We start from the raw sequence: 14,497 nt of genomic DNA on the forward strand, positions 1-14,497 counted from the left end.
AGAACGGCGGCAACCAGCCATCATCATCCAGCTGGGTGCCGACAACGTCAGCCGACAACAAGGTATACACGTACAAGGTGGCGCTTACTCTGGCACAAGGAAGGTAGACTTTTCAAGCAACACCCCTGGGCTGTCCAGTGACTCAATCTTGAAGTGGATCTCGTGTGAACCCGGTTTGGCCCCCTCAAACGGCAATTGCACACGCACCGGCACCGTTCGCGCCTCGGTGGACGGCACACTGACCGTGTCCTGCGAGGTCAGCACCAGACCCGGCAGGCCTTCCACCGAAAAGCGATAACGCTGAGCACTTTCGGTGGCATTCATCACCTGCAAGCGGTACACGTTTTCGGTTTTGCCCGCTTCCACCACGCGCGCCATCACACCGCGGTCACGCACCACGTCCACCTTAAACGGTGTGCGGGTGAACAGGCTGACCATGATCGCCAGCACAATCGTCAGCAAAATAGCGGTGTACACCAGAATACGTGGCCGGAACACATGGCGCAGTGTCTGCTTCTGTGTCCACTTGTTGAGCATGGCGTTTTCGGTCGAGTACTTGACCAGACCACGCGGGTAGCCCACCTTGTCCATGACGGTGTCACACACATCGGCACAGGCACCACAGCCAATACATTCGTACTGCAGCCCTTTGCGGATATCAATGCCGGTCGGACAGACCTGCACACACAGGCTGCAGTCGACACAGGCCCCCAGATTGAGCTTGGTGGGGTCGGCCTTCTTGGAGCGTGCGCCACGCGGCTCACCGCGCTCGGCGTCGTAGGTCACGATCAGGGTGTCTTTGTCAAACATCGCACTCTGGAAACGGGCATAGGGGCACATGTGTTTACACACCTGTTCCCGCATGAACCCGGCGTTGCCATAGGTGGCAAAACCGTAAAACAACACCCAGAATGTTTCCCAGGGACCAAAGTCCAGGTTCGCCAATTGGCTCATCATGGCTTGCATGGGCGTGAAATACCCCACAAAGGTGAACCCGGTCCAGACCCCAATGGCCACCCAGATCAGGTGTTTGGCCGTTTTGCGCGCCAGTTTCTCGGCGGTCATCGGGCCTTCGTCCCGGCGAATGCGGGCCGAGCGGTCCCCCTCCACAAATTTTTCAACCCACAGAAAGATTTCGGTGTAGACCGTCTGCGGACAGGCATAACCACACCACAACCGACCCGCCACCGCAGTGAAGAGGAACAGCGACAAGGCGGCAATGATCAGCAGACCGGTGAGGTAGATGAAGTCCTGCGGATACAAGACCAGACCAAAGATGTAAAAACGACGCACCCCCAGGTCAAACAGAACGGCCTGGCGCTGACCCCACTCGACCCAGGGCAATCCGTAGAAGATGATCTGCGTCACCCACACCATGATCCAGCGCCAATTGGAAAACACCCCTTTGACACTGCGCGGGTAAATTTTTTCGTGAGCGGCATACAAAGACACCAGCTGTGCCTCGGGCTCGGTCGGCACCGGGGTGATGGGTATCACCTTCTTCTCATTCTTCAATTCGGCATTCATTCGTCATTCCTCAAAAAATGGGGGCGGCACGCTGCGCTGCGACAGCGCATCCATCTGTGCAAGAAATTCGTCACGGGTCAGGCCTGAAAAATAGGGATGCCAACGCCGTTGCTCCAGCACCGTGCTCACCGCTCGCGCATGCTGTTCATGCCCGGCAAACAGCAAGGTTTCGTCAGCGAGTGTAAAAACTTTTTGCATGACACTGTCCCACAGGTCCTGCGGCGCTTGCGGATAGGACTGATGGGGACAGGTCGTGACCGCCAACAGCCCGCCACAGAACACGCGGTCGCGCCAGGCAAAACTCAGGCAGTCGCGGGTGTGACCAGGGGTGGCCAGGACCCGGATCATCCCCTCGCCAAACGGCAGCGAGGTCTGCGCCACTTCGCCCTGAACCAGGGGTGCCCCCAGCTTGGTCAGCAGACCAGGCTCATGCGGGTGCAACGCATCATGTTGATGGGTTCGCAACACCCAGCGCAAGCGCAGGTCACGCTCGGCCAACAAGGCCAATAACACCGGGATATCGCGTGCGCGCGGGTCAATCAGAACCGCGTCTTGGGTGTGGTCCGCCAGCAAGTAACTGAACTCGCCGCTGTCACTGTCATTGAGGATGCGAAAGTACATGTCATGCACCCCGCAGCGGCTGGCGCTGGTGGCTGTCTGGTGTGTTGTTGATCATGGCCGCCGATGTCATTTTCTAGACATAGATCAAGAAACGTGCCAGCGGACGCACGCAGCCAGCGCCCAACAGAATCAAGCACTTAGCCAACACCCGCGCCCCACGCACGACGAGCGCGCCTGTCACAAAGCGCTAATTGTCAGAACAGACTGCCAAAAATGTCAGCAATCAAATGGCCACTGCAAACGGGCCATTGGCTCAGATTCAGGCAAGCTCGTCTTCACCAATCAGCAAACGGCTGTCTGACAGGTATTTGTGGGGGGGGATTTCCAGATTGGTGGGAGCGGGTTTGTTCTTGAACACACGTCCGGCCGAATCAAAGGTCGACCCGTGGCAGGGACAGAAGAAGCCGCCTTTCCAGTCCTGGCCCACCCCTGGGTTGGCCGTGCCCTTGGCCACCGCGCTGGGTGAGCAGCCCAGGTGGGTACAAATGCCCACCGCGACCAGATATTCGGGTTTGATCGAACGGCTGGTATTTTGGGCATAAGCGGGCTGCTGGCTCTTGACCTCGGACCTGGGGTCCACCAGTCGCTCATCCAGTGTGGCCAGGTCAGCCAGCGTTTCTTCGGTCCGGCGCACGATCCAGACCGGTTTGCCACGCCATTCCACGGTTTTCATGGCGCCCGGTGCCAGGTCCGAAATGTCGGCCTCCACCGCCGCGCCACTGGCCAGAGCCCGCTCACTCGGAGAAAAGCTGGCGACCAGGGGAATGGCCACACCCACCGTGGCCACCCCGGCCACCGCCGCCGTCAACAGCACCATGCTGCGGCGCTCGGCATCATGATCACTGGCATTGGCAGCCAGCGCTTCAAAGGTGTTGGAAGCAGACATCACATTCTCCTGAAGTACAAAAAGGGAAAGCAGCACCCGATAAATCAGGCACTGCCCTGTTTGGTATCAATATCCGTGCCATGTCAAGCGATCCAAAGAAAACGTTCTATTTCAAGCACTTGAGAAGTTGATCAAAACAATCGGGTTCCACCTCAGGGGAATCACTGCCAGATTTGACAGACTGACAGTCAGCTGGCATACACTCACCGCAGGACCACCACCTGTGTTGAAACCACCCGATGAAACCGCTGCCAGAACTCATGTCCTTCCTGGAAGGTCTGCCCGAGCCACACATCCTGTTTGACACCCAGTACCGCATCCTGGCCGCCAACGCCGCTTACCGGCGCCAGTTCAGCCCGGAGCGCAGCGTGGTCGGGCGCACCTGTTATGAGGTGTCGCACCACTTCCATCTGCCGTGTGACCAGGCCGGTGAATCCTGTCCGCTGCTCAAGGCGCGCGAGTCAGGCCAGCGTGAACGGGTGCTGCACCTGCACCACAGCGCCAAAGGGGAGGAATATGTCAACATCGAACTGGCACCGCTGCTCAATGCCGACGGTGAACAAGCGTTTTTCATCGAGAAGATGGAGCCACTGCGGGTGGCGCAGGGGCAGTCCCGAACCCAAGGGCTGATTGGGCGCTCGGCACCGTTCCAGCAGATGCTGACGATGGTGGCGCGGGTGGCGCCGTCGATGGCCACGGTGCTCTTGCTGGGAGAGTCCGGTACCGGCAAGGAGTTGCTGGCACAGGCGGTGCACGAGGCCAGCCCGCGTGCGGCACGCGCGCTGGTGGCGGTGGACTGCTCCAGCTTGCCCGAGAACCTGTTCGAGTCCGAACTGTTTGGCCACGAGCGCGGCGCCTTCACCGGTGCCAATACAGCCCGTGGCGGACTGGTGGAAGCCGCCAGCGGCGGCACGCTGTTCCTCGACGAGGTGGGCGACATCCCGCTGACCATGCAGGTCAAACTGCTGCGCCTGCTGGAAACCGGCACCTACCGGCGTGTCGGCAGCGCCGAGCAGCGCCACGCCGACATCCGGGTGGTGTCAGCCACCCACCGGCACCTGGACGAGATGGTGGCCCAGGGCAAGTTTCGCGAGGATTTGTATTACCGCCTGAGCACCTTCCCGATCCATCTGCCCGCGCTGCGCGAACGCCGCGACGATATAACGCTGCTGGCCCAGGCCCTGCTGCAAAGGGTGGCCGGGCCACGCAATCTCCAGCTCAGCCCGGCCGCTCTGAGCCTGCTGGAACAACAAGACTACCCCGGCAATGTGCGCGAGTTGCGCAACCTGCTGGAGCGCTCGGCGCTGATGTGTGATGGCGAGGTTCTGGAGGCAAGCCATGTTGAACAGGCCCTGCAGTCAGGTGGGCGCCCGCGAGCCGTTTTCTCACCGCCGAACCTGAACAACCCAAGCGCGATGCTGACGGGCACCGCTGTGCCAACAGCCGCCGCCGGCACTCTCAAATCGGTCGAACGCGCCATGCTGCAAGACTTTGTGAACGCCCATGTTGGCAGCCGGGCCGAGTTGGCGGCGCGCTTAGGCATCAGCGAACGCTCGCTGTACCGCAAGCTCAAAGCCCTGGCGCTGACCTGAGCCCTGAAATACTACCAAGAATATAGCTATTCGCCCTTATTGAATAAGGGCTAGAGGCCATTTTTATTCAAGTTTCTGGGCTTCAGCGCATCTGGAAGACCTTGACCGCGCGCACCAGCGTGTCAGCGCGGGCCGTCAAACCCTCGCAGTCGGCGCTGGCCTGTTGGGCCAGCTCTGCGTTTTGCTGGGTAACCACATCCAGCAGGTGCATCGCCTCACTGATTTGCGTCACCCCGGCGGCCTCGTCCTGGGTGGCTTGAGTGATCTCGCCGAGCCGGGCCGACACCTCACACACCGCATCCACCGCCGTGCGGATGGTGGTGGCGGCCACATCCACCGTGAGGGTGCCCTGCGACACCTGTTCGACCGAGTCATGGATCAGCTGGCGAATCTGCTGCGCTGCGGTGCTGCTGCGCTGCGCCAGGGCCCGCACCTCGGCGGCCACCACGGCAAAACCACGGCCATGTTCCGCAGCATGGGCGGCCTCTACCGCCGCATTGAGCGCCAGCAAATTGGTTTGAAAGGCCAGTTTCTCAATCACCTCAATGATCTCGGTGATGCGGTCTGACGAGGACTCGATGGCATGCATCGAGGCCGACACCTGGTCAATCGCCCGCGCACCCTCGCTGGCCATGGCGCTGGCATTGGTACTCAGGGTCGACAAGGCATGTGCGGTGTCGGCGGTGCGTTGGACGGTGTTGGCAATCTCGCGCACGGCGGAGGTCGTTTTTTCGACCTCACCGGCCTGGGTCTCGGTGTGGGTAGATAGCTCCACACTGCCTTGATGGATGTCCTGTGCCGCCAGGTTGGCGCCTTTGACCTCGGCGCGGACATCGGCCACGATGGCGCGCATGTTGAGATTACTCAGCCACAAACGGCGCATCAGCGCTCCCAGCGGGCTGGTGTTGTTGTAGTCAATCTGGCCATTGAGGTTGCAGCAGGCCAGGTCATTGGCCAATCGAGTGGCTTTGGTAATCGGGTGCACCAAGGCCCGGCGAAACCAGGCCCAGAACAAACCAGCGCCCACCAAGCCCGCTGCCCCCTGGGCGGCCAACACGGTCTGGACATCTTGCCCGGCCAACACCCAGGTGGGCAACAAGGCCAGCACCAGGATCATGAGCAGCCCCAGACCGGTGCGCTGGCTCAGCGTGATGCGGTGCAATTTGCCCGGCCAGTCGCGCCAGCCCACCTGGCGCAGACCACCCGCATGCAGCCTGACACGGACCTTGCCACTGGCGCGCTGGGCATCCAGCAGAGCATAGGCCTGTTCGGCCGCCTGGATTTGCGCCCGTGTAGGTTTGAGCCGGACCGACATGTAGGCGCAGGGTTTGCCGCCCTCCATCACCGGCACCACATTGGCTTGCACCCAGTAATGGTCACCGTTTTTGCGGCGGTTCTTGACAATGCCAGACCACGGCCTGCCACGCCCGATGGTGCCCCACAAGTCCTTGAACGCCTCGGGTGGCACATCCGGGTGGCGCACGATGTCATGTGGTTGGCCCAGCAGTTCGGTGTAGTCAAAACCGCTGGCTTGCACAAACGCCTGGTTGCAGTGGGTGATGATGCCTTTGGTGTCGGTGGTGGACACCAGCGTGACGCCGTCTTCAAGCTCAAACTCACGCTGGGTGACAGGAAGGTTTATTTTCATTCTTGAAACAACTTGTGGCAACGACAAACACAGAACCACCACTATCAGGGAGCGTGTAAACCCTAGGTTTGTTCTATGTCAAACGGCCTCGTTTTTACAAATGAACGAGCACGGCCAAGCTGCTGTCATGCGGCATTTGTGCGACATCACACAGACAGCCCGTTTCGGCCCGGCCACCATCGGCTTGTTTTTAGCCAATACACAAGGACACCATGAACCACCCCACCCCAACGACCCCGCCCGACAGTTTGCGGCAGCAAGCGGGCATCCACATTGAACAAGGTGCGGTCACACCGGGTTACACCGCTGATCGCCCCCAGGTGTTGCTGCGGCTCAACGCGGCCCTGGCCACCGAGCTGGTGTGTGTGCTGCGTTATCGCCGCCACCATTTTTTGGCGCGCGGCATCCACTCCCAGTCTGTGGCGGCCGAATTTCTGGCACACGCCAATGAAGAGCTGGGTCATGCTGACCTGATTGCGGCGCGCATCGTGCAGCTCGGTGGTGAACCTGACTTTTCGCCCGCCACCTTACTGGAACGCAGTCACGCCGACTACACGGACGGGAACAACCTGTCCGACATGATTTCGGAGAACCTGATTGCCGAGCGCATCGCCATCGACAGTTACCGTCGCGACATTGTTTACCTGTCTGACCAGGACCCGACCACACGGCGCATGCTGGAGTCGATTCTGGCCGTCGAAGAAGAACACGCCGACGAGCTGGCTGACCTGTTACACGGGCTGCCACCCGCACCCACCCAAACCAAAGCTAAGGACACCCCATGAGCATCGGCACCATTCTTCTGATTGTTTTGATCCTGATGCTGATTGGCGCGATTCCCAGCTGGCCACACAGCCGAAGCTGGGGTTATGGGCCCAGCGGCGGCATCGGGCTGGTGGTGCTGATCATCGTGATCCTGCTGGTGCTGGGGCGGATCTGAACCTGGGGCGGCCCGGCCTGGGCCATGCCCTTACTCGAAAGAAGGCGTTTGCGGCTTGACAACCGGTTTGCCAGCGCCCACCCAGGCTTCAAAACCGCCCGCAATCGACTGCACGTGCTGGTAGCCCATCTCCTGCAAGGCGCAGGCTGCCAACGCGGCACGGCCGCTGGTCTTGCAATACAACACAAGTTTCAGGTCACGCGCTTGCAGTGCGGGGTCGGCACTGAACTTGAATTCCAGCAAACCACGTGAGATATGCACCGCACCAGCCAGGTGACCGGCGGCAAACTCGTCAGCCTCACGCACATCGACCAGCACATCGGCCTGGGCGATGGCTTGCTCGGCCTCGGCCAAGCTGAGCTCATGCACGTGGGATTTGGCAGCGGCAACCAGATCGTGAGCGGTTTTCATCGGCGTCTCCTCCAGAGTTTACTATCAACAATATAGCTATTAGCCTAATGAATATAAGGGCCAAAGCCCAATTTCTTCAATTTTTCAGACCCAACCAGCGCGTCACATGCGCCACACCCTGGTGGCCCGGCCCTTCCGAGAGATTCACCTCACCATGCCAGCGCACCACCGGCCTCAACAGACCGGCAAAGTCCTGATCCAGCAGCTCAGGCGTGTAGAGCATGTCCGCGTCTTTGGGGCCACCACTGTTGTGCTGCAACTGAGTGGGATGGAAGGCCTCCAGTAGCAAGCAGCCACCGGGGCACAGCGCCTGGGCCAGACGCTGATGGGCCAGCCGACGAAAACTGTCGGGCAAGTGGGTGTAGATCAGCACCACGGCGTCCACACTCTGCGGCTCGGGCACCCAGTCGGCCAGATCGGCCACTTGCGTGTTGAGCACCAGACCATGCTGGTGCGCCAGGGCACTGGCTTTTTGCAGGCCCACCACCGAACTGTCGACCGAACTCACCCTGTGGCCCTGCGCGGCCAGCCACACCCCATTGCGCCCTTCACCATCACCCGGCACCAACACACGGCTTGCCGGTGCCAGCCGCGCTGCTTGGTCGCGCAAAAAGACATTGGGTTCGGTACCGTATTTAAAACCGGGCTCGGCAAACCTTTGGTCCCAGAAGTTCATGATTGAAGGGCTCTCGGCAAGAGGTTGGCTCAACGGTCCAGCGCTGCGCGCAGATCCGCTTCGGTGCTGACATAGCTGATGCGTTTGACCAGGTGTTGGTCCAGCTCGATCAGCGTCACCGCATCACCTTGGCGCGGCCAGGCCGCGAGTGTGGCCTCATCGGTCGACACACCGATCGGGTAAGGCAACTTCTTCAGCGCTGGCAGCGCAAAGGTTCGGGTGATGATCCCAGGCATCTTGCCCATGTCGGCCAGATACAGCGCGTTATTGCGGGTCAACTGGTCTGGCGGCAGCTTGTGCAACACCTCCTGCACCAGGTTGGAGGCCTGGCGGCTGGCCGCAAACATCAGCAGACGGGTGTCGGTGTCCATCTGCCATGGCTTGTCGTGCTGGTCTTTGAGTGCCAGCGCAGGCACACGTTGGCCCACCTGCACGGTGGATGCGGTTTGTGCGCTTGCCACCGTGGGCAGGCCAGCTGCGGCGGCGAGCAGGCTGGTGATCACCAGCGCGCTGAAGGCGCGCCGCGTTGGCTGGGCAGTGGGAACAAATGGCAACATGGACATCGCTCAAAACATGATGAAGAAGGACTATGACTCGGCCAACAGTGGGGGCATGTACAGAGCTTACCTCTTCGGGCCGAGACTCTAACCAGCCACCCCCGCTAAGGCCTTAAGCAGCAGAGAGATCAGGCGCTACAGCAGCGACAACACCGCGCAATGGATCAACGCGCCCCCCAGAACCAGCCAGACAAACAGCACACCCGCCAGCAGCAAAGGTTTGAGGCCCGCCTGGCGAACAGCCGACAGGTTGGTGGTCAAACCCAGGGCGGCCATCGCCATGGCCAGCAAGGCCGTGTCGACATCGGTGACCCACACCACCACCGGGTGCGGCAGCCACTGCAGGGAGTTGAAGGCCACCATGGCGATGAAGGCGAAGGCAAACCACGGCATGCGGATGTTTGACCACCCGCCCCTCGCTCCACGATGTGGGCCAGGCCGCTGTGCCGGGCTCTGATGACACGCCAGCCAGGCTGACAGCCCCATCAGAAACGGGGCCAGCATCATCACCCTCACCATTTTGGTGATGACGGCCGTGTCGGCTGCTGCGCTGTCCACCGCGTGGGCGGCGGCCACCACCTGTGCCACTTCGTGAATGGTCGATCCGACGTACATGCCAAAACCATGGACACCTCCGCCAACCACCGGCCAATGCTGGTTCAGCACAAACAACCACGGATACAACCACATGGCCAGCGTGCCAAACACCACCACCGTGGCAACCGCCACGGTGACATTTTCGGCGCGGGCGTGCAGCACCGGCTCGGTGGCCATGACCGCAGCCGCACCACAAATCGAACTGCCAGCACCGATCAAGATGGCCGCGTTGGGCTCCAGCTTGAGCCAGCGTGTGCCCAGCAGGTAAGCCAGCGTGAAGGTCGAGCCCAGCACCAGCGCATCGATCAGCACACCGGCCAGGCCCACCTGACCGATGTCGTGCAGCGTCAGACGCAGGCCGTACAGGACAATGCCCAGGCGCAGCAGCCGCTGTTTGGCCAACGTCACTCCGGGCGCACAGGGTGCAGCCAGGCGCCCATACACGGTGTTGCCGAGCAAGATCCCCAGCAAGATCGCCAGACTGAGGGCACTCAGACCATGCTTGCGCAGCCAGTCCAGCTGACCCAGTGCCATCGCCACACCGGCCAAAACGCCGCTGAGCAACACACCCGGTGCATAACGCTGCAGAACTGCGCGTGTATGTGTCATGGCTATCTGGGGGTAGGCAAGCTGTGCCAAGTCGCTGCGGGTCATGGTGTTGCTGAACGGGAAAACAAGTGTTCAGCGACTGTAGGTTGCTGCTACTTATTTGTAAAACAGCTTATTCAGCTAATAATTACCCATCCAATCGCTACACAACCCAAACACACCATGCCTGTTTTGCATCTGACCCTGCGCCAATTGCAGATTTTTGCGGCCGTGGCGGGCTGTGGCAGCACCACAGCGGCCAGCACCCAACTGGCGCTGTCACAGTCGGCCACCAGTTCGGCCATCAACGAGTTGGAGCGCCTGCTGTCACAAAGCCTGTTCGACCGCAGTGGCAAGCGCCTGCTGCTCAACAACAATGGCCGCGACCTGCTGCCGCGTGCGCAAGCCGTGCTGGATGCGGCCATCACCATCGAGCAAAGCGCCCAGGACGGCCTGGCCCAGGCACACAGCTTGCGCATTGGCGCCAGCACCACCATTGGCAACTATGTGCTGCCGAGCTTACTGCGCCAGTTTCTGCAACAGTCAGCCGCGCCAAGCAGCACCTGGCAGTCGCATGTGCTGATTGGCAACACCGAGGTGGTGTGTGAGGCGGTGGCGGCCTTTGAGCTGGATGTGGGCCTGATCGAAGGGCCCGCACACCTGCCAACATTGAGCATGACACCCTGGCTGCAGGATGAACTGCTGTTGGTGAGTGCCACACACACCCCGCGCGAGATTGACCCGCAAGATGCAAATGCCCAAACAGCCGAGGTGTCCACCGTGTCGCTCGACGCCTTGCGCGAGCGGGTCTGGTTGCTGCGAGAACAGGGCTCAGGCACCCGCGAGAGCACCGACCAGTTGCTGTTGCCCTACCTGCATGCTTACCAGCGCAGCATGGTGCTGGGCAGCTCAGAAGCCATCAAGCTGGCTGCTGCCGAGGGCCTGGGCGTGGCCTGCCTGTCGCATTGGGTGGTGGCAGACTTCATCGCGACCGGGCGGCTGCAGGTGGTCGCCAGCCCCTTGCCAAGCATGCGTCGCCAGTGTTACCTGGTGGTCCACCGGGACAAAAGCAACACGCCGGCGCTGCGCCACTTTGTAGCGCAGGCCAACCTGTATGCCACTGCGCGTGGGGCTTTGGCCCCAAGTTATTGAGCGCTGCGTGTCAAGCCGCTGCGCCGAAGTTGTCGGGCATCTGGATCGCCACCACCTCACCTCGGGCGGTGGCCACACCGTTGGCGTAGACCGTCGCCTCTACCACCACCTTGCGGCCCTTGATCTCCTTGATGCGGCCACGGATTTCCAGCGTGACATCAATCGGTGTGGGCTTGAGGTAGTCCACATGCAATGAGCCGGTGACAAACCGGAACGCGGGCAAGCTGTCCATAGCCCGACCCTCTTGCCGATACATCGCTGCCGCTGCGGTGCCGGTGCCGTGGCAGTCGATCAGCGAGGCCAGCAAACCGCCATAGGTGTAACCTGGCACAGCGGTGTGATACGGCTCGGGGGTGAAACGGGTCACCGTCTCGTCCCCATCCCAATAGGTCTTGATGCGGTGGCCGTGCTCGTTGTTGGCACCACAGCCATAACAATGCGACAGGTTATCAGGGTAATACTCTTGAAAAGCTTTCATGGGGCATCCTGCAAAAGTTGTGGGCAACAGCTGGGCCAAATGTATCAGGCAGCGCCCTGACACCGTCCCCAGTCACTCAGCAGGGAAAGCCACCACATGGTCCGCCGCCAGGCGGATACCAATCTGCTCACCCACCGCATGGTTATGGTGCGAGGGCACCAGCGACAACACGCGTTGGCCGCTGGGCAGCAGCAAGCCGTACAAAAACTCGGCCCCGCGAAACGCCTTGCTCTCGACCCTGGCCAACAACGGGCTGCTGTCGTCGTGCTCGATGTCATCGGGCCGCAGCAATACGTCGACCAGACAACTGTGGGTGCCGTCCGGGCTGACCGCTGGGCGGCATGACACCGGCACCCGGGCATCCAGCACACCTAACTCAATAGACACCCGCTGCTGACCCAACACCTCACCGGGCAAAAAAGCGCCCTGCCCGACAAAGTCGGCGACAAAACGGTTGACCGGTCGGTGGTACAGGTTGTAGGGCGTGTCCCACTGCTGGATGCGGCCCTGGTGCATCACACCGACCCAGTCGGCCAGGGAAAACGCCTCGTGCTGGTCGTGGGTGACGATCAGCGCGGTGCTGGCTTCCCGTTTGAGGATGTCACGCACCTCAATCGACAAGCGCTCACGCAATTCCACATCCAGGTTGGAAAACGGCTCGTCCATCAGGATCAGGCGCGGGCGTGGCGCCAGCGCACGCGCCAAGGCCACACGCTGCTGCTGCCCGCCCGAGAGCTGGTGCGGAAACTGGTTAGCCTGGCCGCTCAGCCCCACCAGCGCCAGCAGCTCTGCCACCCGCGCGGCAGCCACCGCCTTGGACTGGCCATGCAGGCCAAAGGCCACGTTGTTGGCCACCGTCAAATGGGTGAACAAAGCATAGTCCTGGAACACCATGCCCACACCGCGCTGTTCGGCGGCCAACATCCAGCCCGGTCGACTGACCAGGGTGTTGCTAATGGCCACCTCACCCTGCTGGATCGCCTCAAAACCCGCAATACAGCGCAGTGCCGTGGTTTTGCCACAGCCCGATGGCCCGAGCAGGCAGCCGATGTCGCCCTTTTCCAACGAAAAGCTCAGGTCGGTGATGACGGGACGGCTGCCGTAAGACTGCGACACCGCTTGAAGCAACAATTCAGGCATAAAGATCAACAGCGCAGCTTATCCGCGCGCCAGGTCAAAAACAAAATCGGGACCAAGCCCACCAGCACAATCGCCAGCGACGGCAGCGCCGCGCGCTCCCACTGGCCCTCAGAGGTCATCTCATACACCCGCACCGCCAGCGTGTCCCAGCCAAACGGCCGGGTCATCAGGGTGATCGGCATTTCTTTCATGATGTCGACAAAAGCCAGCGCAGCGGCTGTGCTCAGGCTGGCGCGCAACATCGGCAGGTGCACCCGCGCCAGCAGTCGGCTGGTGCGCGTGCCCAGGCTGCGGGCGGCCTCATCCACATTGCGGGTGATGCGCTGCAGCCCACTGTCCATCGGGCCAAAACCCACCGCCAGGAAACGCACCAGATACGCCAGCAACATCACCAGCAGGGAGCCTTTGAAAATCTCGGTGCCCTGAAAACCAAACCAATCACGCGCCAGGTCAATCAGGGCATTGTCCAGGGCCGCCACCGGGATGAACAGCCCCACCGCCAGCACCGCGCCCGGAAAGGCGTAGCCCAGCGTGGCCAGGCGCTGCGTCCAGCGCATCAAGGCGCTGGGCCGCTGGCGACCGGCATACGCCAACAGCACCGAGAACACTACAACTAACAGAGCACCCAGCCCAGATAATATAAGGGAGTGCCAGGCAAAAGACCAATAACGGGCGTCCAGATCTTGCACCGCCACATCCAGCGTCCACACCACCAGTTGGGCCACCGGCACCCCAAACGCCAGCAACAGCACCAGCCCCGAGTAGAGGCAGGCCAGCGCAGCCATGACCGGTGACAACACAATGCGGCGCGACACACCGCTGCGCCCCACCGCCGCATAACGCATCTGGGCGCGTGAACGCTGCTCCAGCACCACCACCACCAGCACAAACAGGATCAACACCGAGGCCAGTTGGGCGGCCGCTGGCAAAGAAAACAAGCTGTACCAGGCCTTGTAGATGGCGGTGGTGAAGGTGTCGATGTTGAAAATTGCCATGGTGCCGAAGTCGGCCAGGGTCTCCATCAGCGCCAGCATGAGGCCAGCCACGATCCATGGCCGCGCCATCGGCAGCGCCACCCGGACAAAACCTTGCGTGCGCGACAAACCCAGCGACTGCGCCGCCTCCAAGGCCATCGCGCCCTGGGTGGCAAAGGCGTTTTTCGAGATCAGGTAAACATAGGGGTACAGCGCCAACGACAGCACCATCACCACCCCACCACGGGAACGCACTTCAGGCAGGCCGGTGATGCCCCAGCCTTCACGCAGCCAACTCAGGAGCGGGCCGCTGAAGTCCAGCAAGTCGATGGCCACAAAGGCCGTCACATAAGCGGGCAAAGCCAGGGGCAAGAGCAGCGCCCAGTCAAACAGGCGACGCCCCGGAAACTCACACATGGCCACCAACCAGGCCAGTGACACCCCCAGCAACGTCACCCCGAAGCCAACACCCAACAACAGCCAGAAGGTGTTGACCAGCAGCTCCGGCAACACAAACTCACTGAGGTGCGACAGGATCGAGCCGTCGATACGGGCGAACGACGACAGGCTGACCACCACCGGCACCAGGACCAGCGCGGCCAGCAGCAGCGCAAACAGCACCCAGCCGTCGACCCGAAAGCGCTTTTGGGGGGCAGTGACCGCAGTTGCTGCGGCCGGCAAAGGGAAACTGCCCTCAGGCACAGACACCC

The 14,497-nt window shown here is 61.4% G+C and carries 15 protein-coding genes; 4 read left to right on the top strand and 11 right to left on the bottom strand.

From position 1 onward, the window contains the following. Positions 1-84: 84 nt before the first annotated feature. The 3 genes from ccoG to petA all read right to left on the bottom strand — a co-directional run bounded on the left by ccoG (position 85) and on the right by petA (position 2,965). Positions 85-1,527: a cytochrome c oxidase accessory protein CcoG gene (gene ccoG, locus RF819_RS17215; RefSeq protein WP_078366107.1), complete on the bottom strand. Its 1,443-nt coding sequence runs from the start codon at positions 1,525-1,527 to the stop codon at positions 85-87. Positions 1,528-1,530: 3 nt separating this feature from the next. Further along, positions 1,531-2,148 (bottom strand): MBL fold metallo-hydrolase, encoded by a 618-nt coding sequence (locus tag RF819_RS17220; RefSeq protein WP_078366108.1) that lies wholly within the window; start codon positions 2,146-2,148, stop codon positions 1,531-1,533. Positions 2,149-2,407: 259 nt separating this feature from the next. Next, on the bottom strand, positions 2,408-2,965 hold the full coding sequence (gene petA, locus RF819_RS17225; protein WP_420853893.1) for a ubiquinol-cytochrome c reductase iron-sulfur subunit: 558 nt from the start codon (positions 2,963-2,965) through the stop codon (positions 2,408-2,410). 308 nt (positions 2,966-3,273) lie between these two features. Here petA and RF819_RS17230 point away from each other — a divergent pair, with 308 nt between their 5' ends. Beyond that, entirely contained in the window at positions 3,274-4,626 is a 1,353-nt protein-coding gene (locus RF819_RS17230; RefSeq protein WP_078366110.1) for a sigma-54 interaction domain-containing protein, read from the top strand. A gap of 82 nt (positions 4,627-4,708) precedes the next feature. Here RF819_RS17230 and RF819_RS17235 read toward each other — a convergent pair whose 3' ends face one another. Beyond that, positions 4,709-6,274, bottom strand: coding sequence for a methyl-accepting chemotaxis protein (locus RF819_RS17235; protein ID WP_078366111.1), 1,566 nt, complete (start codon positions 6,272-6,274; stop codon positions 4,709-4,711). 212 nt (positions 6,275-6,486) lie between these two features. Here RF819_RS17235 and RF819_RS17240 point away from each other — a divergent pair, with 212 nt between their 5' ends. Both RF819_RS17240 and RF819_RS17245 read left to right on the top strand, forming a co-directional pair. Continuing rightward, entirely contained in the window at positions 6,487-7,059 is a 573-nt protein-coding gene (locus tag RF819_RS17240; RefSeq protein WP_078366112.1) for a ferritin-like domain-containing protein, read from the top strand. Continuing rightward, positions 7,056-7,214, top strand: a complete 159-nt coding sequence (locus tag RF819_RS17245) for a DUF3309 family protein (RefSeq protein ID WP_078366113.1) — start codon at positions 7,056-7,058, stop codon at positions 7,212-7,214. Before RF819_RS17240 ends, RF819_RS17245 begins: the two co-directional genes overlap by 4 nt. A 30-nt stretch (positions 7,215-7,244) precedes the next feature. Here RF819_RS17245 and RF819_RS17250 read toward each other — a convergent pair whose 3' ends face one another. From RF819_RS17250 to RF819_RS17265, 4 genes are all read right to left on the bottom strand, one after another. Next, entirely contained in the window at positions 7,245-7,625 is a 381-nt protein-coding gene (locus RF819_RS17250) for a rhodanese-like domain-containing protein (RefSeq protein ID WP_078366114.1), read from the bottom strand. A gap of 76 nt (positions 7,626-7,701) precedes the next feature. Next, positions 7,702-8,301, bottom strand: a complete 600-nt coding sequence (locus RF819_RS17255; RefSeq protein ID WP_078366115.1) for a class I SAM-dependent methyltransferase — start codon at positions 8,299-8,301, stop codon at positions 7,702-7,704. Positions 8,302-8,330: 29 nt separating this feature from the next. Beyond that, the gene (locus tag RF819_RS17260; RefSeq protein ID WP_078366116.1) at positions 8,331-8,858 is read right to left on the bottom strand and encodes a hypothetical protein; all 528 of its coding nucleotides are present in this window, start codon (positions 8,856-8,858) and stop codon (positions 8,331-8,333) included. 135 nt (positions 8,859-8,993) lie between these two features. Then, positions 8,994-10,064: a YeiH family protein gene (locus RF819_RS17265; RefSeq protein WP_143541747.1), complete on the bottom strand. Its 1,071-nt coding sequence runs from the start codon at positions 10,062-10,064 to the stop codon at positions 8,994-8,996. A gap of 162 nt (positions 10,065-10,226) precedes the next feature. Here RF819_RS17265 and RF819_RS17270 point away from each other — a divergent pair, with 162 nt between their 5' ends. Further along, entirely contained in the window at positions 10,227-11,195 is a 969-nt protein-coding gene (locus tag RF819_RS17270; RefSeq protein ID WP_078366118.1) for a LysR substrate-binding domain-containing protein, read from the top strand. Between the two features lie 10 nt (positions 11,196-11,205). Here the strand turns inward: RF819_RS17270 and RF819_RS17275 are convergent, their stop codons facing one another. From RF819_RS17275 to RF819_RS17285, 3 genes are all read right to left on the bottom strand, one after another. Continuing rightward, positions 11,206-11,673 (bottom strand): PaaI family thioesterase, encoded by a 468-nt coding sequence (locus RF819_RS17275; RefSeq protein WP_078366119.1) that lies wholly within the window; start codon positions 11,671-11,673, stop codon positions 11,206-11,208. 72 nt (positions 11,674-11,745) lie between these two features. Continuing rightward, positions 11,746-12,813: an ABC transporter ATP-binding protein gene (locus RF819_RS17280; protein ID WP_078367023.1), complete on the bottom strand. Its 1,068-nt coding sequence runs from the start codon at positions 12,811-12,813 to the stop codon at positions 11,746-11,748. Positions 12,814-12,818: 5 nt separating this feature from the next. Next, the gene (locus RF819_RS17285) at positions 12,819-14,495 is read right to left on the bottom strand and encodes an ABC transporter permease (RefSeq protein ID WP_211276187.1); all 1,677 of its coding nucleotides are present in this window, start codon (positions 14,493-14,495) and stop codon (positions 12,819-12,821) included. Between the last annotated feature and the right edge of the window lie 2 nt (positions 14,496-14,497).

Origin of the sequence: Rhodoferax fermentans, assembly GCF_002017865.1 — a bacterium.
Classification (GTDB): Bacteria; Pseudomonadota; Gammaproteobacteria; order Burkholderiales; family Burkholderiaceae_C; genus Rhodoferax; species Rhodoferax fermentans.